General features: G+C 64.3%; 24 protein-coding genes. 10 read left to right on the forward strand and 14 right to left on the reverse strand.

All coding sequences use genetic code 11. The features are described from left to right. Positions 1–129: 129 nt before the first annotated feature. Positions 130–606, reverse strand: coding sequence for a DUF1772 domain-containing protein (locus tag KV110_RS18905; RefSeq protein WP_218477651.1), 477 nt, complete (start codon positions 604–606; stop codon positions 130–132). 263 nt (positions 607–869) lie between these two features. Beyond that, positions 870–1,742 carry an aldo/keto reductase family oxidoreductase gene (locus tag KV110_RS18910; RefSeq protein ID WP_218478625.1) on the reverse strand — a complete coding sequence of 291 codons (873 nt, stop codon included), beginning with the start codon at positions 1,740–1,742 and terminating at the stop codon, positions 870–872. A 128-nt stretch (positions 1,743–1,870) separates the two neighbouring features. Here KV110_RS18910 and KV110_RS18915 point away from each other — a divergent pair, with 128 nt between their 5' ends. Beyond that, positions 1,871–2,314 (forward strand): winged helix-turn-helix transcriptional regulator, encoded by a 444-nt coding sequence (locus KV110_RS18915; RefSeq protein ID WP_218477652.1) that lies wholly within the window; start codon positions 1,871–1,873, stop codon positions 2,312–2,314. A gap of 174 nt (positions 2,315–2,488) precedes the next feature. Here KV110_RS18915 and KV110_RS18920 read toward each other — a convergent pair whose 3' ends face one another. Continuing rightward, positions 2,489–2,908, reverse strand: coding sequence for a hypothetical protein (locus KV110_RS18920; RefSeq protein ID WP_218477653.1), 420 nt, complete (start codon positions 2,906–2,908; stop codon positions 2,489–2,491). Between the two features lie 311 nt (positions 2,909–3,219). Here KV110_RS18920 and KV110_RS18925 point away from each other — a divergent pair, with 311 nt between their 5' ends. Then, the gene (locus tag KV110_RS18925) at positions 3,220–3,663 is read left to right on the forward strand and encodes a DUF4189 domain-containing protein (RefSeq protein ID WP_218477654.1); all 444 of its coding nucleotides are present in this window, start codon (positions 3,220–3,222) and stop codon (positions 3,661–3,663) included. Positions 3,664–3,812: 149 nt separating this feature from the next. On the opposite strand, the gene KV110_RS18930 is transcribed toward KV110_RS18925, so the two are convergent. Continuing rightward, complete coding sequence (locus KV110_RS18930) at positions 3,813–4,400, reverse strand: hypothetical protein (protein ID WP_218477655.1); 588 nt, start codon at positions 4,398–4,400, stop codon at positions 3,813–3,815. A 200-nt stretch (positions 4,401–4,600) separates the two neighbouring features. After that, complete coding sequence (locus KV110_RS18935; protein WP_218477656.1) at positions 4,601–5,263, reverse strand: winged helix-turn-helix transcriptional regulator; 663 nt, start codon at positions 5,261–5,263, stop codon at positions 4,601–4,603. A 117-nt stretch (positions 5,264–5,380) separates the two neighbouring features. Here KV110_RS18935 and KV110_RS18940 point away from each other — a divergent pair, with 117 nt between their 5' ends. The 6 genes from KV110_RS18940 (at position 5,381) to KV110_RS18965 (ending at position 11,540) form a co-directional block, all read left to right on the forward strand. Then, positions 5,381–6,322, forward strand: a complete 942-nt coding sequence (locus tag KV110_RS18940; protein WP_246634629.1) for a PLP-dependent cysteine synthase family protein — start codon at positions 5,381–5,383, stop codon at positions 6,320–6,322. Between the two features lie 834 nt (positions 6,323–7,156). Beyond that, a complete protein-coding gene (locus KV110_RS41545) occupies positions 7,157–7,474 on the forward strand; it encodes a DUF222 domain-containing protein (RefSeq protein ID WP_246634630.1) in 318 nt (105 codons plus the stop codon). Between the two features lie 406 nt (positions 7,475–7,880). Next, on the forward strand, positions 7,881–8,549 hold the full coding sequence (locus KV110_RS18950) for a hypothetical protein (RefSeq protein ID WP_218477659.1): 669 nt from the start codon (positions 7,881–7,883) through the stop codon (positions 8,547–8,549). A 655-nt stretch (positions 8,550–9,204) separates the two neighbouring features. Then, positions 9,205–10,017 (forward strand): SDR family NAD(P)-dependent oxidoreductase, encoded by an 813-nt coding sequence (locus KV110_RS18955; protein ID WP_218477660.1) that lies wholly within the window; start codon positions 9,205–9,207, stop codon positions 10,015–10,017. 107 nt (positions 10,018–10,124) lie between these two features. Beyond that, a complete protein-coding gene (locus KV110_RS18960) occupies positions 10,125–10,718 on the forward strand; it encodes a TetR/AcrR family transcriptional regulator (RefSeq protein WP_246634631.1) in 594 nt (197 codons plus the stop codon). A 150-nt stretch (positions 10,719–10,868) separates the two neighbouring features. Beyond that, positions 10,869–11,540 (forward strand): MBL fold metallo-hydrolase, encoded by a 672-nt coding sequence (locus tag KV110_RS18965; RefSeq protein WP_218477662.1) that lies wholly within the window; start codon positions 10,869–10,871, stop codon positions 11,538–11,540. Positions 11,541–11,865: 325 nt separating this feature from the next. On the opposite strand, the gene KV110_RS18970 is transcribed toward KV110_RS18965, so the two are convergent. From KV110_RS18970 to KV110_RS18990, 6 genes are all read right to left on the reverse strand, one after another. Continuing rightward, complete coding sequence (locus KV110_RS18970) at positions 11,866–12,279, reverse strand: hypothetical protein (protein WP_218477664.1); 414 nt, start codon at positions 12,277–12,279, stop codon at positions 11,866–11,868. A gap of 344 nt (positions 12,280–12,623) precedes the next feature. Further along, on the reverse strand, positions 12,624–12,926 hold the full coding sequence (locus tag KV110_RS18975) for an SDR family NAD(P)-dependent oxidoreductase (protein WP_281427774.1): 303 nt from the start codon (positions 12,924–12,926) through the stop codon (positions 12,624–12,626). Next, positions 12,820–13,140 carry an SDR family NAD(P)-dependent oxidoreductase gene (locus KV110_RS41815; RefSeq protein WP_343224191.1) on the reverse strand — a complete coding sequence of 107 codons (321 nt, stop codon included), beginning with the start codon at positions 13,138–13,140 and terminating at the stop codon, positions 12,820–12,822. The genes KV110_RS18975 and KV110_RS41815 overlap by 107 nt, the downstream gene beginning before the upstream one ends. Before the next feature lie 22 nt (positions 13,141–13,162). Then, positions 13,163–13,807, reverse strand: a complete 645-nt coding sequence (locus tag KV110_RS18980) for a hypothetical protein (RefSeq protein WP_218477666.1) — start codon at positions 13,805–13,807, stop codon at positions 13,163–13,165. Positions 13,808–14,062: 255 nt separating this feature from the next. Next, a complete protein-coding gene (locus tag KV110_RS18985) occupies positions 14,063–14,596 on the reverse strand; it encodes a hypothetical protein (protein WP_218477668.1) in 534 nt (177 codons plus the stop codon). 433 nt (positions 14,597–15,029) lie between these two features. Next, entirely contained in the window at positions 15,030–16,700 is a 1,671-nt protein-coding gene (locus KV110_RS18990) for an amidase (protein WP_218477670.1), read from the reverse strand. A gap of 443 nt (positions 16,701–17,143) precedes the next feature. On the opposite strand from KV110_RS18990, the gene KV110_RS18995 reads away from it, so the two are divergent. After that, positions 17,144–18,217 (forward strand): hypothetical protein, encoded by a 1,074-nt coding sequence (locus tag KV110_RS18995; protein ID WP_218477672.1) that lies wholly within the window; start codon positions 17,144–17,146, stop codon positions 18,215–18,217. Here KV110_RS18995 and KV110_RS19000 read toward each other — a convergent pair. Both KV110_RS19000 and KV110_RS19005 read right to left on the reverse strand, forming a co-directional pair. Continuing rightward, a complete protein-coding gene (locus tag KV110_RS19000; protein WP_218477673.1) occupies positions 18,204–18,419 on the reverse strand; it encodes a hypothetical protein in 216 nt (71 codons plus the stop codon). The two genes, KV110_RS18995 and KV110_RS19000, sit on opposite strands and share 14 nt — an antisense overlap. A 48-nt stretch (positions 18,420–18,467) precedes the next feature. Next, entirely contained in the window at positions 18,468–19,640 is a 1,173-nt protein-coding gene (locus KV110_RS19005) for an epoxide hydrolase family protein (RefSeq protein WP_218477675.1), read from the reverse strand. A 103-nt stretch (positions 19,641–19,743) separates the two neighbouring features. On the opposite strand from KV110_RS19005, the gene KV110_RS19010 reads away from it, so the two are divergent. Then, complete coding sequence (locus tag KV110_RS19010) at positions 19,744–20,313, forward strand: CGNR zinc finger domain-containing protein (protein WP_218477677.1); 570 nt, start codon at positions 19,744–19,746, stop codon at positions 20,311–20,313. Positions 20,314–20,344: 31 nt separating this feature from the next. On the opposite strand, the gene KV110_RS19015 is transcribed toward KV110_RS19010, so the two are convergent. Continuing rightward, the gene (locus tag KV110_RS19015) at positions 20,345–20,710 is read right to left on the reverse strand and encodes a hypothetical protein (protein ID WP_218477678.1); all 366 of its coding nucleotides are present in this window, start codon (positions 20,708–20,710) and stop codon (positions 20,345–20,347) included. Positions 20,711–20,760 lie beyond the last annotated feature (50 nt).

The following is a 20,760-nucleotide window of genomic DNA, read 5'->3' on the forward strand; positions in this document are numbered from 1 at the left end:
GTCCATTTCGCTCAGTACCGGACGGTCGGTAACGGCCTCTCTCGGGGATCGCCCACGATGCCCGACTGCTCGGCGCCGCGACTGGTGAAGTCGAAGGATCCGCCGTGGCCCGCATCGGTATGCCCGAGATCAGAACAGGATCAGCGCGGCGCACAGTCCGGCAATGGCAATGAACTGCAGGGTGACCCGGTACTTCAGAATGCTGTCCCACTTGTCCTGCAGCGCACGGGCATTGGCCGGAATGATGCCGCTCTGGGCGGCGGCGGTCTGCTGGGTATTGATCGGTTTGGCGATGCGGACGTAGAAGGCGAGCCAGGTGAGCAGTGCCGCCACCGTGATCCCGGCCGCGACAGCGGCGCCGATCTGCCCGGCCAACAGTGCGATCAGCAGCGTGAGCACCGCGGTGATCACACCGCCCGCGCCGACAACCGGCATGCGCTTGTCACCGTAGTAGTGGCCCCATCCCGCACTCATGGTCACGGCCGCGTCATCGAGCTTGCGGTACACCGACCGGGTGATCACGGCCCCGCAGACATCGGTGCCATAGACGACGGCATTGGCGAGAACGGCGACGGCGGCAATGATCTGGCCGGTGACAACGAGCATTTTCGGCTTCCCTTCCCAAATTCTAGCAACGCTAGAAACTGGAGCAAAGGTAACATTCGTCGGCTAGCTTGTCTAGCGTTGCTAGGCTAGAACCGTACCGCGGCCCTTCGACACCCCGCACGGGTCCTCTCGCCGCCAGCCTCATCGGCCTGCAGATCCCGCCGGACGTCGCTGTACTCTCGGCCGCGATGCGAAGTGCCGTCACCGCATTCGCCACGACAGGCGACCCGGGCTGGCCGCAATTCGACAGCACCGAATTTCGTCTAGTGGCTGATCCTTTCCAGTTCGTCGATGTCCTTGTCGGAGAGCGACAGTCCAGCGCCTAGGAGATTCTCGCGTAGGTGGGTAGTCGACGAGGTGCCGGGGATCAGCAGGATGTTCGGTGATCGGTGCAGCAGCCAGGCCAGGGCGACCGACATCGGCGTCGCAGTCAACCGGGCGGCGACGGCCGACAGCGCCGCGGACTGCAGTGGGTTGAAGCCACCGAGTGGGAAGAAAGGTACGTAGGCGACGCCCTGCCTGGCGAGGGTGTCGATCAGTTCGTCGTCTCGGCGGTAGGCCAGGTTGTACATGTTCTGCACGCACACGATCGGCGCGATCGTCTGCGCTTCGGCGACCTGTTCGGCCGTCGCGTTGCTGACGCCGAGGTGGCGGATCAGCCCGCGCTGCTGGAGTTCGGCTAGGGTCTCGAACGGTTCTGCGAGTGAACCGGACTGTGGCCCTGCGGCATTGCCGAGCCGGAGGTTGACCACGTCGAGCACGTCGAGGCCGAGCGCATCGAGGTTCCCGTGGACGGCGCGGCGCAGCTGTTCGGGTCGTCGGGCCGGGGGCCATCCGCCCTGCTGGTCGCGGGTCGCGCCGACTTTGGTCACGATGTGCAGCGGTTCGGGGTAGGGGTGCAGTGCTTCGCGGATCAACTGATTGGTGACGCGTGGCCCGTAGGCGTCGGCGGTGTCGATGTGGGTGATGCCGAAGTCGACGGCCGCACGCAGGACGTCGAGCGCGCCGTCGCGATCGGCAGGCGGACCCATCACCCCGGGTCCGGCGAGTTGCATTGCGCCGTAACCGAACCGGGTGACAGTCAGGTCGCCCAGGGTCCAGGTTCCGCCGGGAAGCGAAGGGGTGGCAGTGTTCATACCGCTGTCTTTCATCTCGAGCAGGTTGGCGCCTGTTGGCGGCCTGCTTCAGCATTGATGTGTAACTTCCTGATAGGAAGTAGGCACTTCGAAGTGCGTAACTCACCCGTAGGTTGGAGGACCGGCTGATGGCGACGATGACGGCAGCCCAGAAGAGAGCCCAGTCCAAGGCCGAATACGATGCTTTCCTGGCGGCCTGTCCGAGCCGCAAACTGCTGGAGCGGATCTCCGACAAATGGGTCGCACTGATCGTGACCGCATTAGGCAGCGCCGGATCACGTCAGCCCGGCGACCCCTGCGCCGGTGAGCCGGGTTCGATGCGCTACTCGGAGCTGTCGCGCCTGCTGGCAGGTGTGAGCCAGAAGATGCTCACCCAAACCCTGCGCTCCCTGGAGCGAGACGGTCTGATAACCCGCACCGCGACACCGACCGTGCCCGTGACGGTCTCCTACGAACTGACCGACCTCGGCCTATCACTGCACCGATTGGTCCGCGAGATCAAGGGCTGGGCCGAGATGCACATGGACGAAGTACTCACCAACCGTGCGGCACACGACACTCGAAGCGACTGAGCCACCCCACACTCCCTTTTCCCCACGCCAGCAGGACCGCTGCGTATAGTCGGCGATGGTGAGCTCTCATGCCGCTGAGCGCGCGATCCGCTGGGGACCGCATCCGCTGCTGATCGATTGTCCGGCAGGGCATCTCGGTCAGAGCGGGGGATGAATTCGAGGTCGGCGAGGGGGTTACTGAGTGACTCTGCCGGTGAGGCCGCCGATCCGGGTGTCGGCGTGATCGGCGGAGGTTACCGCGCACAGGATGGTTTTGGTTGGGACGCCGTAGGGGTTCAGACCGCTGTTCTTCGACAGGATTACGTTCAGCCGCTGTTCGCAGAAGTCCGCGCTCAGACCGGTGCTTGGCCATTCTTCACTGAGGATCACTTCGCCGTAATGCGGTTCAGAGCACGGCTTCACGTGCACACTCTCGTCGAATCTGGTGCTGTAGTCCCAGCAGTCACCGACCTGAAGGTGCGTATGGTCCCTGGACCCGCCATCGTAGATGTACAGCCCAACCACGACGAGTGCGCCGAGCACGACGAGCGCGCCGAGGCCGAGTCCGCGCAACGCGCCGAGACCGAGTGTTGCGACTGTGGTACGACTACGCATGATCAAGAACTCCAATTATCCTGTGGGCCAACCGCGATAGTGTTGGCCCGCGGTCACGTCACAAATCGACGCAACGGATACAACATACCAACGCGCACAGCCGAATTGGGCAGGCTGCCCAAGAGCACACGCTGACGTGCCGGACGAACTAGGGTCTCGCGGAACCGGCGTCGGTGCACGAGTATTGCGCCAACGCCGGTTTCACTGGCGGGGCTGTCGCGGAGCGAAACCGCCTCGATGTCATGCCATCCACCCAGCCACGTCATTTGCGTTTCAGCGGGCTCGGCTCGCAGAAGGAGCACCAGAGACAGATGAAGATGAAGCTAGCCGCCGCTGCCATGCTCGCCGTGAGTGCAGCTGCCGTCTGTAATGCCGCACCGGCGTCGGCATACCCGGTCAATTGGGGTGCCATTGCGTTTTCGCCCGGGGGCGGCAGGCTCGGCTACGCAACCAATTTCCCGACCGAGGATGCCGCTGTGCAAGCAGCGAAGGCGAAATGCGCAGGCGCGAGCTTTGGCTCCGGCAATTTCGGTGCCCAAGATTGTGTCACCCGCGTGACGTTCACAAACGGATGTGCCGCGGTCGCGGAGAGCAATCTCATCTGGGTCAAAATCCGAATCACGGGCTTCGGCAAGGGCGCAACGCCCGATGAAGCGGAGCGCAACGCAATCGCTGATGTGGACCGCGCCGCCCCCGGCACCGGAAGTGCGGGCGCCAGGATCATCGGCACGATCTGCAACGGGCCGACTGACTGACCGGCACAACCGCGATCGCCCGACCAGCCGTTGGCGGCGGACACCTCGTTCGCCGCCATCCTCGACGATGTCCGCCGTGACGAGGCGCGCCGCTACCTGACCACCACCGATATGCCCATGAGCCAGGTCGCGTCCCTCATCGCCTTTCTCTATTTTTTCTCCTTTTTCTTCTCTTTTTCCACGGCATCTTTGAACATTTTAGTTTTTTCCTCTTCGAGCTTTTTGAGTCCAGCTTCGCCCTCATATTGGGGTTTAATCTTGTCCGCTGCTTCGCCCATAGCCTTCTTCAAGGCTTCGCTGTACTCCTTACTGTTGTCACACACCGCGTCCCGGGTGTCGTCGTTCAGTTTGCCTTCCGAATCCGGCGCCACGGCCATGCGGGCCTCCTTCAGTGGGTCCTTCCCCGGTTCCCACTGGATTGCCGACTTTCGCTGGGCAGCGTCCCAATCGGCATAGAATTGCGCGGACCGCGGCTTCTTCTCACAGAAGAATTTGAGGAGCTCCTTTTTTTCCAGATCAGGCGTCGGCTCCTTTTCCGCCGCTTCCTCATCTTCCTCTTCGTCTCCACTAGGCGCCTGCGCAAGGATCTCGGTCTTACCGATGTGAGCAAGCGGCTGCGCGGTCGCCGTTCCGGCAGCCGAGCCCACACCGCACAGCAACGCGACCGCTACCGTGCCTGCCGAGATCGCCGCGGCAATCCTCGGCGCGCCCGGCCTCCGGTATTTGCGTATCGTCATTTCTTCAACTCCTGTCGTTTCGCTACATCACGGACCTCATGGGATGACCGACTGCCTCCTGTATTCGTTTCCGGCGGGTGTGCGGATGGGAGGTGGTGGACGGGCTGCTGCGCAACTCGCCAGTCGCCTTGCGGCACACCACCGACGCGGTCATCGCAGCCTGGATGCCGCCCGCCTGAGCACGGTGGTGACCGGTGGGTTCAGGTTGCGGTCGCGTCGAGGAAGTCGGGGGTGAATAGGTAGCGTGTGAACCAGCGCGGCATCTGGCGTTGCAGTGCGTGGTCACCGTGCACCTGGACCCCGGGTTGTTGGAGCAGTTGCGGCCAGGACAGATTCCCGAGCCACCATTCGGTCGCCGCTCGGGTCGGTGTGGTGAGCCAGATGTCGACGGGTGCGCCGGTGTCGTCTCGGCACAGGTCCACGCCGGTCCGGGAGAGATGTAACCAAAACCTGCGGTCGGCGGCCGGCCGGTCGGTGAACTCGATGGCGAGCACGACCCGGCGGTCGGGCAGCGCGGCGGCATCGACGCGTCGGCGCATGTCCCAGGTGAGGGCGGCGGTATCGAGATCGTCCTCGCCCAGGGCGGCGCTGTCGGTGGTGACAGCCCATCGGGCCAGTTCCCGGACCACCGGGGCGAGCGCGGCACCAGCATCGGTGAGGCGATAGCCGTCGATGACGCCAGCGGCGCGCAGCGTCCGCAGCCGCGCCGACAGAGTTGCCCGGGGGATCCGCGGCAGCCCTCGACACAGGTCACCGAAGCTCGACGCTCCGAGCAGCAGTTCCCGGACGATCAACAGCGTCCACCGCTCGCCGAGCACATCCAGCGCCCGCGCCACGGCGCAGAACTGTCCGTAACCACCCACACCGGCAGCGTACGTACCGCGTGACCACACGCGCGGTTCAAGGATTGAACTTCCAGCTCCGACGCGAGGTACCGATGATCGACAACGTCTATGTATTCGTTGGAAAGGCGAGCAGTCATGGAAATCGGTACCAGCGTGCTGACGGCGATCGGCCACACACCGCTTGTGCGCTTGCGCAGGGTCGTGCCCGCCGACTGCGCGACCATCCTGGTCAAGGTCGAGGGCCACAACCCGACCGGCAGCATGAAAGACCGGATGGCACAGGCCATGCTGGCCGCTGCCGAGGCCGACGGCCGGCTACGGCCTGGCGACACCGTCGTCGAATACACCGGCGGCAGCACCGGTGCCGCGCTGGCCCTGGTCTGCGCGGCGAGGGGATACCGGCTGCGGATCGTCAGCTCGGAAGCGTTCAGCGAGGACAAGCTGATCCAGATGGCCGCGCTGGGCGCCGAACTCATTTTGGTTCCGAGTGCGAACGGGCGGATTACCAAGAAGCTGATCCTCGACATGATCGATACCGCCGCCGAATTCGGGCGCGAACCCAATACCTACTGGACCGACCAGCTCACCAACTCCGCCAGCATCATCGGCTACCACTCGATGGGCGAGGAGATCTGGGCGCAAACCGGTGGCCGCGTCGACGGCTTCGTCCAAGCGGTCGGCACGGCGGCATCACTGCGCGGGGCGACCACACCGCTGAAACAGTACAATCCGCGACTGCGGGTGGTGGCTGTCGAACCGGCCGAATCCGCGGTGCTGTCCGGCGGCCGCCCCGGCGCTCACCTCATCGAAGGCATCGGCATCGGCTACCAACCCCCGATGTGGGACCCAAACCTCCCCGACGAGATTATCCCGGTGCCCACCGCCGACGCTGAAGCCATGACACGACGACTCGCGACAGAAGAAGGGCTGTTCACCGGAACCTCGTCCGGGGCCAACGTCATCGCGGCCATCGAACTCGGGCAACGACTCGGCCCCGACGCCACCATCGTCACCATACTGGTGGACTCCGGCCTTAAATACCTCAGCACGAACGTGTTCCGGGCAAGCCGGGTCTGAAACAGACCAACCTGGCCCGTTCACACCGCTCAGGGCGTAATTGGCTACTGCATCATCTGGATGTGTGAATGCTCATGTGATGTCGGGCAGATTCGGATGATTTGGGCGTTGGCGTCGGAGACACAGATCCGGGTCCAATTGTTCGGGCCGCCTTGTATAGGACCCCACGCGATGTTGGCGGCCTGGTCCTCGTACGGGATCCAGTGGTGGAGGTCGAAGGCCCACTCCGTGCTTGAGATCGTCAGTAGCGGCTCGGTCGGGGTGTCGCAGGTGGGGCAGGGGTTCGGATAACGCGCGGTACGGCCGCGGTGCGCGCATTGGATGGTGGTCCAGATCCCTTGGTCGACAAGGCGTGAGTCGACCATGAAGGCACCTGAATATGCTTGTACGACAACAGGTCTGAGGGGTCGGCCGGGATGGGACGCATCGACGCCGCCCGCAACCGGGACCGTGACACTCCACCCCGAGAACGCCGCGCTACGCGCTAAACTCGACGGTGGCTTCACCGTGCCGCGTCGTTGGACCGGGACCATATGGGCATAGCCCACTTCGACGTCGAACACCACTTCGTCGCGGACCTGGCCTCCACCGGAACCCAGATCCACGGCTCGGGAATGTCTATCGGCTCTATGTCGAAGAAGAAGTCCGATGCTCGGATCCACACCCGCGTCGGCCCAGGCTTCAGTCGAGTCGTGGCTCCGCGCGGCGAGGTGTCGGCACGACGAACAGCGTCGAAGGTCCTGCCGCACCGGCCCGGGACCGTCTCCCCTGCCCCGCCCAGAGAGTCGTGCCAATTGTCGAACATATGTTCGATGTTGCGGTAGGCTGGTTCGGGTGAACATACATTCGACCGCGTTTGCGCCGGATGCTCCAGCAGCAAGGTGGCCGGAGCTGGCCGATGTCGACTTGCTGCGCACCCTCGTCGAAACCGAACGCCGCCGGAGGCGACTGGACGCTGCCATGCGCGCGGCCGTCGCCGAAGCCGAGCGTCGCGGCCTCGCCGCAGACACCGGCTATCGGGATACCGTGGAGCTATTGACTGATCTGCTGCGAATCAGTACCTACGAAGCGCGTCGGCGAATCGAATACGCGGCTCCGCAGGCCCGCTCGCGTTCCAGGAAGAAGTGGAGGGTGCTGGCGGCAGCAAGTTGATGCCGAGCCCTGGTGCCTCGATCTCTGTTCTGGGACGGCCCTACGTTCGCCGGTGACGCCTCCCGATCGCCCGATGTCGTTGTGCCAGAACGCTGATCGGGAAACCTGTATACCGGAGCATGCCGGTTCTATCAACCGGTTCGCGAGAACCGCGAGTCCCCACGTTGTGGGGTCTTTACAGGACAAACCGGGCGTTCGATGATCGACCAAGGGGCGTGACACGCCGATCTGATTACCACACCGATTTATCGAACATGACCATTCGCGAACGCACCATGCCACCGGTTTCGGCCGGGCGGAGATCATCAGCCGTGTCGAAGAGTTTGTCGTCGATGCGGAGTAGGTGGTTCGGGCATCCGCGGGAATGTCGTTGACTCGCTGTTGTATTGCTCGAAGGAGTTTCGTAATGTTCGGAAAACTGTTCTACGCACGGGCGGCCCTGATCGCGGCGAGTTGTACCGCGGCCGCGATGGCGGTCGGCGCTGGTCCGGCACAGGCCGACAGCTCGACGACGGTCAGCCCGGCCGGAGCGGGCGTCGCAACCTCGAACAATGGCGCGGTGGTCTTCGGGTCGGGCGCCTCGACCGTCAATTGCTACACCGGCACGACCAGTGGCGGTTCCGTTCCCGCGGCACCGAACAACAAGAACTCGAGCGGCCCGGTGACCGTGTCGCTCGGGCCCCTGACCCTGGGCCAATGCAGCACCGGCCAGTCCGGTCGCACCGTCGAGGTAACAACCACCGGCAACTGGGGAATTGCGGCGCAGAACGGGTCACCGATCGCCGCCGATCTGGTCATTCCCCAAGGGGGAGTGACAATCACAACCAGTGGGTCGGCGAACTGCACCACCGTATACGCGCCGGACGGACCCGTGACGGTGGCCGGTACCTACACCAACAGCGTCAACAACGGCGGCCTGCAGTCGCTGCCGTCGATGACGGTCCTCGATACGGTGCCGAACCGGACAACCGGTGACGCCTCCTGCCCGACGGGGGATTCATGGGACAAGGTGTCAGCCACCTTCCTTGTGAACAACCCCGCCGACCCAGGGCGCATGATCACCGTCGGTCCGTAACTCTGTCGGCCGGTAGCCGTTCGGTCACGCGAGCCGGCGGAGATCGAGCCGCAGCAAAACCAGAAACATCTGCTTCTGCCGCTGGGGGCCGCGGCCTGGAGGGCGAGATCAGCTGCGCCACAGAACATCCGCACATGCCGAGAAGCGCGCATCCAGTTGGACGCGCGCTTCTGCCGATGAGCGGTCACGGGTTGTCAGCCCTTGCGGCTCGCAGTCGCCGGACCTCGGCGACCAGTGTCGGGATGTCCTGACGAGCGGCGGCGATGAAGTCCAGATCCGAAACTGAGGCTGGTCGGATCACGCCGGGTTCGGCGCGAGAGACATACATATCCGGCTCGTCGTCTGCCTCGCTTACCGGATGAAGTCCCCACCGCTCCAGTGATCACGGCTCTCGACAAAGGACGTCCACGGTCCGGGCGAGGCGGCGGCGCAACGGGCTTCGATCGCGTCGATTCTTCATCGCTCAGCATCTGGGGTGTTCGTTCCCGGGAGGCGTACGGATGTGCTAGCTCGGCAGAAGTCGAGCCGAATCTTTTGGTGTCGCCGATCACAGTCGGGTGCTGTCGGCGGCATTGGATGTAAGCTATCTCTTACATAGTAAGAGGTCTCTTACATTGCCGGTAGTCGCAGGCAGTGACATCCGATAGGAGTGCACATGAGCAAGGTTTGGTTCGTCACCGGTTCCTCGCGTGGGATCGGCCGGGAGATCGTGCAGGCGGCGCTGTCGCGGGGGGACCGGGTGGCTGCGAGCGCCCGGAACCCGGAGACATTGAAAGATCTGGTCGATGAGTACGGCGACGCCATCTTGGCGCTGGAGCTGGATGTCACCGATCGCGACCGCGCTTTCGAAGCGATCGCGGAAGCGCACGAGCAGTTCGGCCGGTTGGATGTGATCGTCAACAATGCCGGGTATGGCCTCTTTGGAGCGTTCGAGGAGGTCTCCGAGCAGGATTTCCGGGATGTGCTCGAGGCGAATCTGTTCGGCTCGTTCCATGTGACGCGCGCGGCGATCCCGGTGCTTCGCGAGCAGGGCAGTGGACACATCGTCCAGATTTCCAGTGGCGCGGGTCTGGTCAACTTCCCCGCATTCGGTGCCTACAACGCTTCGAAGTTCGCAGTGGAGGGATTATTCGGCGAGTTGGCCAGCGAGATAGAGCAGTTCGGGATCAAAGTGACCATCGTCGAGCCCGGTGCCTACGACACCGAGGCGCCCACCACCGCGGCGAAACGGTCCAAGCAACTGCCCTACTACGACCGGGTGCGGGAGATGCTGGCCGAGCAGTCCGCCGCGGCGACGCTCAACGATCCGGCCGCCGCTGGTGCCGCGATGCTCGAGCTGGTCGACCTGCCGGAGCCGCCTAGGCGCGTGTTGTTCGGAAAGGACGTCCTGTCCATGGCCCAGCAGGTTTATGCGGACCGGCTGGTCGAGTGGCAGCGGTGGGCCGATTTCGGCGAGCGCGCGGGATAGCGAGCAGGGTTCAGGACGCGCCGTGATGTAAGGTCGTTCTCACATTGTGGCGGCGGGCAAGCCAGCAAAGGAGTCGTACCGTCAAACGGAGCTATCACCACGGCGACTTGCGCGCGGCATTGATCGAGGCCAGCTTCGAGATCCTGGCCGAGGCGGGGCTGGCGGGATTTTCCGTCGCCAAGGTCGCCAAGCTCGTGGGGGTTAGCTCCGGGGCGCCGTACCGGCACTTCGGCGACCGCGATGCCTTGCTCAACGCGGTCGCCGAACAAGCCTCCCTCGAGGCCGTCGAGCGGATCGGCACCGCGGTCGAGGCGGCGGGGGCGGATCCGATACTGCGGTTGAGCGCCTGCGCGGGCGCTTACGTCGGTTACGTCATCACCCGCGGGCCCGCCATCGACGCGATCTTCGCTGCCGACCTGCAACGTGAGCGCGAAGGGCGGCTGAACACCGCCTCACAGGCCGCGTTGGGCATGCTGCGCGGTTTGGTCTCGGCCGCCGGCGGAGCCGACTCGGATACCCAGTTCGAGCAGTACCTGGCCATGGTCAACGGCTACGTCGCCTTGTACGAAGCCGGGTTCTTCCACGCCACGCACTACAACGCCGAAAACATAGCCGCCCACGCCGCCCACGCCGTGGCCACCCTGGCGGCGGGCTGGCGATCCATGCCCGGCCTTTCACCGAACCCGACAGCATCGTCGTAACCTCACGGCATCGTCATAAACAGCGCCCGCTTCTCCTCACATCGCTGAAACCCGCGGTCGGCCATTGGGAAGACCCGGGAAGACAAGGTATCGAACAGGACCCACGGGATTCGTGCTGGAAAACGTACGAACTCACAGAATCGGATCGGTATGCACGAAATCGTCCTGGGCGATGTGACTGTCACGAGGATCGTGAACGTGGTCGTCACTGCCGAGATCTCGCCTGCCACCTCCTTCCCCGGCAGCACCACAGCGACCTGGCAACAGCACAGGTCCTTGCTCGAGCCGGACTTCTTCGAAGTGTCCACCAATACGGTTCGCGCGGCGAGTCAAGTCTGGCTGCTGCGCAGCGAGGGCCGAAACATAGTGGTGGACACCGGCTTCGCCCACACCCAGCAACCCGGCGCACAAGCCAACGACACCGACCTGATCCAAGGCCTGACCGCTGCGGGTGTGCGACGCGAGGACAACGACGTGGTGATCAACACCCACCTGCACGAGGATCATGTCGGCTGGAACACCTACCTCGACGGTGGAGTTCGGGTGCCGAGCTTCCCCAACCTCGCACCGGGACACACACCGGGATCCAGCATCCTGAGACTCCAATCAGGCTCGGACACAGCGTTATTCGTCGGAGACGCCCTGCACACCCCGCTGCAAATCGTGCAACCCGATACCAATAGCCAATACTGCGAAGACCCCACCCGAGCCCGCCGGACCCGAAACCAGCTGCTCGGGCAGGCCGCTGACACCAACGCACTTGTGCTACCGGCACATTTCCCAGGACACGGCGCCGCAGAAATCGAACGCAACGGAAACTGATTCGCCATCAAGACATGGGCGCCGTTCACCCGCATCTGACACCGTCGGATCCGGCGTGCCGAGGAGCGCCACCACTCTCGAACTGATCGCGCCGGGACCATACACCCCGAGGACCAAGCGCCGGGAATCCTGGCCCGCCGCGCTGAAGGTCAGTCCCTGCGCGAGATCGCCCGCGGCGTCGCGGTGAGCTCGGACGTGGTCCACGCCGAGGTGAAGACTGCCGAGCTCACCGCTGACGCCTCGTGGTCGTACTCGTCCCAAGGGTGCGTCGCAGCGTTACGAAATGCGCTGTGGAGAACGAAACCTGTCCAGAGCTGAGCGCACCTTAGGACTCACGTACGTAGGTCTGGTCGTTGTTATTCAAGGTATCGACTCTTGATTCGCCCTGCTTGCAGGTGGCCTTCAACTTTTGTTTGGCAGGCATCTGCCCTGCTTTGCCCTCGAGTAGCAGCACACCCGGGGATATGACTTTGTACTTCCCCTTGAAGGAGGTCGTGAAGATCGGGTATTTGGCCAGATTGTCGAAAGTGCGGTCATCCTTGAGTGTGAGTTCTCCCGACGCCTTGCTGACGGATCCGTCCTCAGTTTCCGCCAAGATTTCTTCGAACTTGAACGTGCCCACGTAGTCCTGTGGCTTGGCACCACATTCGGCCGGTGGAGCGGCTGGTGCGTCAATGGATACGCTCGAGATGGCGGCCGCGCCGACGACCGCAGCTGCGAGCACCCGCTTTACCTTCATGCCTCTCCTTCATGTTCCTTGTCGTACCCAGCCGTGGCACCGTACGCGATCGCGGGTTCTGATCGCGGGATTCCGTCACCGCGTCGGCCCGCGAAGTTCGACCGCGGTGCTCGATGTGTAGGCCAGCTGCTGTGTCGCCCTTTGCGGGCGTGCCGTAATCAACGCACAGTTATGTCGATGAGCGGGTGTTTTGCTGGTGGCTGTCGTGATGGTCCGACGATCTGCCCACATCAGCCCCTCGCCGAGGAGCGATGCTGGCAGATCGTCATGTTGTAGTGAGTAGTTGTGTCAGTGGCCGAAGGGTTGCGTTGCTGTGCAGCCGTTTCCGCCGTGCCAGGGGATGGCTACCAGGGGAAGGCTTTGGCGTATTGCACGGTCAGCATCGCCACTGCTGTCTTGGAGGTGTTGTAGGCGACGTTGACGATCGTGCCCGCATCGCTGCGCCGCAGCAACGGCAGGAACGCGTGGGTGACCCGCACGACGCCGACGACGTTGGTGTCGAGCACCGCGGTCATGTCGGCGCCGGTGACCTCGTCGGGCTCACGCTCGGGCCCGGCGATACCGGCATTGTTGACCAGCGCATCCAGCTGCCCCTGCTCGGATTCGACCTGTTCGGCGGCGGCGCGGATCGACGCGTCGTCGGTCACGTCGATCAGCAGCGGGCGCCCCCAGTTGCCCGGCGGCGCGTTCGGCCTTGTCGAGGTTGCGTGCGCCCACGTAAACGGTGTTACCGGCGGCCACCAGCTGGCGGGCGGTCTCGAATCCCAACCCTTTGTTAGCTCCGGTGATCACGGTGACGGTCATATTTGTGCTCCTCGGTTTCGTAGTGTCGGTTTCGATGCCCTGTCTGCCCAGCGGCATCGCGCGCTGCGGTGGATAGAGTTCAGGATCGTTTGTCGCGGAAGAACTCTCGGAGATCGCCGGTGAGTTCGCCGGGGATCTCGAGGGTGGCGAAGTGTCCGCCGTGGTCGAGTTCGGTCCAGCGGGTGATGGTGTGCGAGGGCGCGGAATAGCTGCGGATAGCCCAGTCGATCGGGGTCAGCAGCACTGCGGTCGGGACGCCGGAGTTGGGTTCGGGTCCCCAGCCTCCGCCGCGCACATAGGTGGCATACGCCGAGGTGCCCGCGGTACCGGTCAGCCAGTACAGCATGACGTTGGTGAGCAGGATGTCCTTGTCGATGATCTGTTCGGGCAGTGTCTGCTTGGGGCGGGTCCATTCCCAGAACTTGTCCATGATCCAGGCCAGCTGCCCGACCGGGGAATCGACCAGGCCGTAGGCGAGGGTCTGCGGGCGTTGCGACTGCAGACCGAGATATCCCGGAGTCGCGGGATTCTCGGCGAAGAACCGATCCAGCCGCTGCTGCTCGGAGCGGGTGAGCTTCGCGTACTGATCGTCAGGCAACGGTGCGAACGGCACCGGTGCCGGGCCGGTGGTGACATGAACGCCGACGACCCGGTCGGGAGCCGCCGCACCGACCAGCGGGCTGACCGCCGAACCGGCGTCACCGCTGTGCTGAGTTCGGCCCATGCACGCCCGGTCTTGTAGTTGTCCCGAGCCGCATCGACGTGTCGCGCAACACATGCCGAGGTGCGGATTGAATAACCAAAGACGCTACGCAGACAGGCCAGGATCGCAGCAGCGTGTGAATCGGGTTGTGGTGACGACGGGTCGGGGCTGCCGTGACTATCGGCCCCCGATGCCGCGTGGGGGCTCGCCCCGACCGCCAGCTCGATCGGGCGCCCGGCTCATCGGAGCTGGGCGCCTGCGGGGCCCGCCGCGGGGTCACTCCTCTCCGATCCCGGCTTCCTCGTATGCGACGAGCATGTCTTGCGCATTATCTCTGAGTTGCTGGACAGGGTCGTGTAGTGCGATCTCCCGCAACATCGGGACGTACCGCCGCGCCGGTGTGTACCCCGTCGCATAGATAGCCGCTTCACGCAGGTCGTTCCGTGGATCGCGCAACCCCTCGACCACGCGAACCTGGCTGTCCTCGTCAAATTCTGGCGGGGAACTCAACGCCAGCATCAACAGAGCTCCGGCGCGCTCCTCAACGGTGTCGGCCCCGTCGTGGAAGGTAATCAGTTCTTCTCGGGAGAACACCTCGAGGTGGTCCTCGGCATGATCGATGAAAGCCTGACGTTGACTCGGAATGGCGGCGGTCACAAATACGTATGGACAGCCGGTAGCGTCATCGAGCGAGTAGCTGAGGTCGACTCCGGATGAGATCTCCCAGGTGACAACCCGAAGAGTACCGGCAGCGGTGTCTTCCTCCGTCTCATCGACCACGTCCCATCCGAAGGTGGAAGCGTAATCCATAACTTCCTCCTCCGCGTACGAGGTGGACCGCATGATCAGCCGTCTGGACTGGTACTGACCGGATGACATCCCAACTCTCCAAACTCTTCGGCAAGACGAGCGCAGCGTTACAACCTCGGCGTGGCGGGCCGGAGGCGATTTCGGCTTGCTCATACTCGAAATCTTTGTCTCCCACGCTCGTAACCGCGATACCCGAGTTCCATGAGACGTCCAGCGTGGAAACCAAGCACATGCAAATGCCGCGGAGGGCGCGTTGGCCAGCAGTCCAGAATGGTTGGCTGGCATAGCTTCTCAACTCGCACCCATGCAGATGCGCGTGCAGTTCGGTGTCGATGACGTGATCCCGCTTGGTCTCGGTCTGCGACGGCAGCGCCGAAAATTGTTGGTGTGCTGCGGATCGCGTGATCGCTTCGGTTGGTTGCGGCGGTGTTGTTCAGGGCAGGGTCGGCAGATAGTCCGGAGCCTTGCGAGCCGGTGTCGCCTGCTCGTATGCGTAGGCGTAGGCGATCAGTTGTGCGTCGCTGAACCGCGTTCCGATGAAGGACAAGCCGAGCGGCAGCGTATCGCGGGCATATCCGGCGGGCACGGTGGCGATCGGGTACCCGGCCATCGCGGAGTTGCGCGTGGAACTGGCGAATGATGTTCCGCCGCCCTGATATTCGAGTTTCGGGGCTGGTGCCTCGGTCGGAGTGACGATCGCGTCGAGCCGGTCTCGGGTCAGCGCATCGTCGATGGCTCGCCGGGCTTGATCGGTCGCGGCTTGGCGGTGTGCGCGGTAGGTCGGATCGGTCAGGTCGCCATCGGTCTTGTCGGCCATCTCGAACAGTTCTTGGCCGAAACCGGCCAGTTCGGTGTCGGCGTGGCGGCGGTTGTAGTCGATCAGTTCGGTCAGGTCCTTCGGGTGCTCGCCGGGGGTGGCGGCGAGGTAGGCGTTCAGGTCGTGTTTGAACTCGGTCAAGACGGCCGGTAGCAGGTCGCGGGTCACCACCTCGTCGGAGTTGGGGACGTCGACGTTGTCGACGACGACGGCGCCCAGGCCGCGCAGCCGCGCCACGGTGGCATCGAAGACTCGGTCCACGTCGGGGTCTATCCCGACACGACCGGTGCGCCATATGCCGATTCGCTTGCCGCGCAGCGAGTTCGGGTCGAGCAGGGACCGGTAGTCGGTGGGCAGCATGTCCTGGGCGACGGCGGTGTCGGGATCGTTCGGATCGACACCATAGATAGCCGACAGGGTCAGTGCGGCATCGGCGACGTTGCGCGCGATCGGTCCGGCGGTGTCGTGGCGCAAGGTGATCGGCACAATGCCGCTGCGGCTGACCAGGCCCACCGTCGGTTTGATGCCGACCGTCGACGTCGCACTCGCCGGGCACACGATCGACCCGTCGGTCTCGGTGCCGATCGTTACCGCGGCAAGAGCGGCAGCGGCGGCCACGGCAGACCCGCTGGAGGATCCACACGGGCTGCGGTCGAGGACGTAGGGGTTGCGGGTTTGTCCGCCGGTGGCGCTCCAGCCGGCGATCTGGTTGGTGGAGCGGAAGTTTGCCCACTCGGAGAGGTTCGCCTTGCCCACGATTACGGCTCCGGCTGCGCGCAATCGACCGACGAGGAAAGCGTCGGTGGTGGGCTCGGCCGTGAGCAGCGCCGACGAGCCGGCGGTCGTCGGTTGCTTGTCGGCGGTGTCGATGTTGTCTTTGACCAGGACGGGGATGCCCTCCAGTGGCCCACGCGACCGCTGTGCGCGGCGCCGGTCGTCGCTGTCGCGCGCGATCGAGACCGCATCCGGATTCACCGCGATCACAGCGTGCAGAAGGGGATTGAGACTTTCGATCCGCTTCAGATAGGCCCCGGTCAGTTGTTCAGAGCTCAACCTGCCGGTGTCCATGGCGTGCTGGAGATCGCTGATCGTGATGCGTTCCAGATCCAGCCCGGCCACCACCGATGGGGCGTCGGCGTTCGGTGCAGCCGTGCTCGACGCGGTAGGGGGCGGGTCACTCGTCGCGCTGGAGTTGGTACCAGCACCGGGATCACACGCTGTTGCCAGGCCCACCAGCACCACCGTGGCCAGCGCACCAGGCAGTGTTGGTTTCCGAGGTCGGGACATCGTCTCTCCGATCGTGGCAAGGCAAGCCGTGGCGGTACGGCGACCGCGAGCGCCGCAGCGCGCCAGGGCAGGTACGAAAAGGTTCGGACACCATCATCGAGACGAACCGGCACAGCGGGAATCCTGCTGACTACCCACCCGAGGTAGCGCTAGCCGGAGGGTGGCCGCCTGCCAGATGCTCGGCAGCTTAGGCTGCGAACACGGGCACTGGTCGCCCCGGTGGGATACATCTCGTACGAAGGATTTTCAGGCAAGCTTGGGAACTTCTCGATCAGGTAGGCAGCACAGCCGTGCCGCGCTGAAGGCAATGCTGGAGAACGGGTTCGGTGGGCGGACCGAGAGCTTGCTTGCCGAAGATCATGCCGCCCAGCATGGGACCACTGTTCTCGCCGATGATTCGGTGGCTATCGCGGCTGGGCGGCGGGCTGGGAGGGAGAGCTGTCATGTCGATGCCTTTGGAGGGTGTTTCCGGCGATGCCGCGCAGGCCGGCGTAACGGGCAAGAATTCCGCGGGTGGAGTTGGCGTGTGGGGTGAGGGTGCGGCGAGTGGCGGTGAGGGCGTGCACGGTGTCAGCTTCGGCAACACCGCCGGTGTCGCGGGTTACAACGAGAGCCCGAACGGTGGCAGCGGCGTGTGGGGCCGGGGGGCCGAATCCGGTGGCGAAGGTGTGACAGGGTATTCCCGCACTGGATACGCTGGCGTCGGCGGCTATAACCACAACCCCAACGGCGGCGTCGGCGTGTGGGGTGAGGGTGCGAAGAGCGGCGGCGAGGGCGTGCACGGTGTCAGCTACGGCAACACCGCGGGCGTCGCGGGTTACAACGAGAGCCCGAGCGGTGGCAGCGGCGTGTGGGGCCGGGGCGCTGAATCCGGTGGCGAAGGTGTGACGGGGAATTCCCGCACCGCCCATGCCGGCGTCGGCGGCTACAACCTCAGCAACGGTCCGGGGGTATGGGGCGTCGGGGGACCGCACGGCGGTGAGGGGGTACACGGTGAAACCCATTCGAATCACGCGGCGATCGCCGGCTACAACAAGGGCCGCGGTGACGCGGGCTATTTCGAGGGGAACGTGACCGTCAAAGGCAATATCACCGTGACGGGGGATCTGTTCTTGGCCGGGGCCGATTACGCGGAGGCGCTGACCTGCGGTGAGTCAGGGATCGCCGCGGGCACGGTTGTGGTCGTCGGTGAGAGCGGCGCGGTGCATCCGTGCCGCCGGGAATACGACACCGCGGTCGCCGGAATCGTTTCAGGCGCAGGCGGTGTCGCGCCCGCGATCGTGCTCGACCGCCACGACGAGAGCGTGAACATCGCGCTGATGGGCAAGGTGTGGTGCGCCGCCGACGCGACGCAGAGCCCGATCCGCCCCGGCGACCTGCTGACAACCTCGACCACCACCGGGCACGCGCGCCGGGTCTCCGACATGAGCCGCGGCCTGGGGTCCATCATCGGCAAGGCGCTGACCGCCCTGGACTCCGGCCAAGGCCTCGTCCGCGTTCTCGTCAGCCCTCGCTGAGCGGCGGCCGTCCGATGGGGAACGCGCGCAGGCTGGGGCCGTTGGCGCGGCGGCGGGTCACCGACCAGGTGACCTCCGCGAAAACGGCCTTGCGCCCGCTCCGGGACTTCGCTCCCTGACCCCGGGCGAGCCCATCAGCGTGCGCCAGCTCATGATCTAGCGTCGTGTCTGCCTCGGGCACATAACAACTCAACACACGCACATGCCGATTTTGTAGCGACCAATTCCGAGTCCCGGCACCCGGCCGCGTTCACCGATTAGCGGCCAGCACTGCCGCGAGGCCTTCTTGCAGGTCCTTGAGGAAATATTCGGGAACCTCCAGCGACGGGAAATGTCCGCCGGTTTCGGGCGACCGCCATCGGACGATCTGTCGGTACCGCTCCTGTGCCCAGGGGCGCGGACACTTCTCGACGTCGCGGGGATACATCGTCAGTGCTGACGGGACGTCGACCCGAAGTTCGGGATCGAGCAAGTTGTGGCTTTCGTAGTAGATACGGGCCGCCGATGCGCCGGTCCGCGTCAGCCAATACAGGGTGACGTCGTCAAGAACGCGGTCCATGGAAATCGTCTCGAACGGGCTGTCTTCGGTATCTGTCCACTCGGCGAACTTGTCGAGGATCCAGGCAAGAAGCCCGACCGGTGAGTCGACGAGCGAGTAGCCGATGGTCTGCGGTCGGGTCGCCTGCTGCTTCGCGTACGCCGCGCGGTGGCGCCAGAAATCGCGGGTTTCCTCGATCCAAGTGCGCTCGACCGCCGTCAGCCCGTCCGTTGTCAACCCCGGCGGTGCCTCCGCGAACGTTGTGTGGATGCCGAGAACGTGCGCCGGGAACCTGCCGCCGAGAACCGTGGTGATATTGCCTCCCCAGTCGCCGCCGTGGGCGACGAACTTGCGGTAGCCGAGCCTTCCCATCAGTTCCACCCATGCGGCCGCGATCTTTTCGGTTCCCCACCCGGTGATGGCCGGCTTGTCGCTGTAACCAAAGCCTGGTAGCGACGGGACCACGACGTGGAACGCCGGCGCGTCTGCGTCTTTCGGATCTGCCAGCTCGTCTACTACATCGATGAACCGAACAATGCTGTCTGGCCAGCCGTGCGTCAAGATCAGGGGAGTGGCATCGGCGCGCGCGGATCGGCGGTGCAGGAAGTGGATTCCCAGATCATCAATGGTCGTGCGGAACTGGCCGATTCGGTTGAGGCGCTCTTCGAAACTCCGCCAGTCGTACCCGGTGCGCCAGTAGTTCACGACATCGACGAGGTCGGCGAGGGGAACGCCCTGTTCCCATCGGCGAGGGTCGGGCGCGGCGCGATAGACCGTCTCGGCCTCCGGTAGCCGCGCCGCGGCCAATCGCGCGCGCAGATCATCGAGGTCAGCGTCAGGTGCGTGGGCTTCGAATGCGTGCACGTCGCTGGTTGGACGGGGCATGAGACCTCCTGGCCATCGTGGAACCGGCTAAGACCTAGTGTGAACCGGCTAAGACGGTTCTAACATGGCGGCATGTCGGTGTGCAACCAGCTAAGGTGGTTCCATGCCTGCTGGGTTCCCTGACTTTCGCCTCGGTAATGTGCTGGCGACCAGCTTTACGGGGACGCTGTCGGAGCGTCATGGCGACGCTGTGGAGCGCATTCCCACACCGCAGCGACTGGTCGACTGGCTGGTAGTGAATGGCCTTGCCGTGGAGTCCTGCACCGACGCCCAGCTCGAACTCGCTCGCGAACTGAGGGAATCAATTCACGCCGCCGCGACAGCGGCCGCGATCCACGATGCTCTCCCTGCGTCTGCTGTCCAAGTCATCAATGACTGCAGCATCCAGGGTCGGGCCGCGGCTATTCTGACGCCCGACGGCAATCGACGATGGCGACTCAGCTCGGCTTCCTGCGTAGAAGATGCCCTAGGCGTAATCGCCGCCGACGCGATCAGCATCATCGCAGGCGAACGAGACGGAAAATTGGCGTTGTGCGCATCGCCAACCTGCCAAGCCGCCTTCTTCGACACCAGCCAAAGTCGCACCCGCAAATGGTGCGACATGAACACGTGCGGGAATCGTCAGAAGAAGGCGCGCTTCAATGCCAACCAGCGCAAGAACATTAGAGGCTGACCACTCTCGACGAGAGTATCGAAGCCTTCTCTCACGTCCAGAAACCTCGGTACAGCAGGTAGCAGCCGAACGCCGACGCGAGCGACATGTAGATGTAGACGAGCAAGGCATGGTCGTTCGTCTTGCGGACCGCGTTGCGCGCGAAGCCGAGCTCGAGGAACCGCACGACGCCCTTGATCGTGTTGACCCATCCCATCGTGGTCAGCACACCGACCAGCCCCCATTCCCAGCGGTGTTCCACCGCAAGTGATGCCGCGCCCGTGACGAGGCTGATCAGTCCGGACAGGATCACGAACTCTTCAATCTCCTTGGCTCGCAACAGCGCATCGTAGAACCGCCGGCTGGTGAGGGCTGGTAGGTAGGTGCCCACGGTGATCAGGCCCCAGAAGATCGCCAACGCGTGTGAGTCCACAGGCCCCCCTATGGTCGCTCGTTTCGCTCGCTGAC

Source organism: Nocardia iowensis (genome assembly GCF_019222765.1).
Taxonomy (GTDB): domain Bacteria; phylum Actinomycetota; class Actinomycetes; order Mycobacteriales; family Mycobacteriaceae; genus Nocardia; species Nocardia iowensis.

What these genes read in the sequence shown, in the direction of transcription:
- KV110_RS18930 (WP_218477655.1), bottom strand. Translation starts at nt 4,400, where the DNA reads ATGACGATACGCAAATACCGGAGGCCGGGCGCGCCGAGGATTGCCGCG.
- KV110_RS18940 (WP_246634629.1), top strand. Translation starts at nt 5,381, where the DNA reads ATGGAAATCGGTACCAGCGTGCTGACGGCGATCGGCCACACACCGCTT.
- KV110_RS18915 (WP_218477652.1), top strand. Translation starts at nt 1,871, where the DNA reads ATGGCGACGATGACGGCAGCCCAGAAGAGAGCCCAGTCCAAGGCCGAA.
- KV110_RS18910 (WP_218478625.1), bottom strand. Translation starts at nt 1,742, where the DNA reads ATGAACACTGCCACCCCTTCGCTTCCCGGCGGAACCTGGACCCTGGGC.
- KV110_RS18970 (WP_218477664.1), bottom strand. Translation starts at nt 12,279, where the DNA reads ATGAAGGTAAAGCGGGTGCTCGCAGCTGCGGTCGTCGGCGCGGCCGCC.
- KV110_RS18920 (WP_218477653.1), bottom strand. Translation starts at nt 2,908, where the DNA reads ATGCGTAGTCGTACCACAGTCGCAACACTCGGTCTCGGCGCGTTGCGC.
- KV110_RS19005 (WP_218477675.1), bottom strand. Translation starts at nt 19,640, where the DNA reads ATGCCCCGTCCAACCAGCGACGTGCACGCATTCGAAGCCCACGCACCT.
- KV110_RS18925 (WP_218477654.1), top strand. Translation starts at nt 3,220, where the DNA reads ATGAAGATGAAGCTAGCCGCCGCTGCCATGCTCGCCGTGAGTGCAGCT.
- KV110_RS18995 (WP_218477672.1), top strand. Translation starts at nt 17,144, where the DNA reads ATGTCGATGCCTTTGGAGGGTGTTTCCGGCGATGCCGCGCAGGCCGGC.
- KV110_RS18990 (WP_218477670.1), bottom strand. Translation starts at nt 16,700, where the DNA reads ATGTCCCGACCTCGGAAACCAACACTGCCTGGTGCGCTGGCCACGGTG.
- KV110_RS19010 (WP_218477677.1), top strand. Translation starts at nt 19,744, where the DNA reads ATGCCTGCTGGGTTCCCTGACTTTCGCCTCGGTAATGTGCTGGCGACC.
- KV110_RS18965 (WP_218477662.1), top strand. Translation starts at nt 10,869, where the DNA reads ATGCACGAAATCGTCCTGGGCGATGTGACTGTCACGAGGATCGTGAAC.
- KV110_RS18950 (WP_218477659.1), top strand. Translation starts at nt 7,881, where the DNA reads ATGTTCGGAAAACTGTTCTACGCACGGGCGGCCCTGATCGCGGCGAGT.
- KV110_RS18955 (WP_218477660.1), top strand. Translation starts at nt 9,205, where the DNA reads ATGAGCAAGGTTTGGTTCGTCACCGGTTCCTCGCGTGGGATCGGCCGG.
- KV110_RS18905 (WP_218477651.1), bottom strand. Translation starts at nt 606, where the DNA reads ATGCTCGTTGTCACCGGCCAGATCATTGCCGCCGTCGCCGTTCTCGCC.
- KV110_RS41815 (WP_343224191.1), bottom strand. Translation starts at nt 13,140, where the DNA reads ATGCCGCTGGGCAGACAGGGCATCGAAACCGACACTACGAAACCGAGG.
- KV110_RS18985 (WP_218477668.1), bottom strand. Translation starts at nt 14,596, where the DNA reads ATGGATTACGCTTCCACCTTCGGATGGGACGTGGTCGATGAGACGGAG.
- KV110_RS18980 (WP_218477666.1), bottom strand. Translation starts at nt 13,807, where the DNA reads ATGGGCCGAACTCAGCACAGCGGTGACGCCGGTTCGGCGGTCAGCCCG.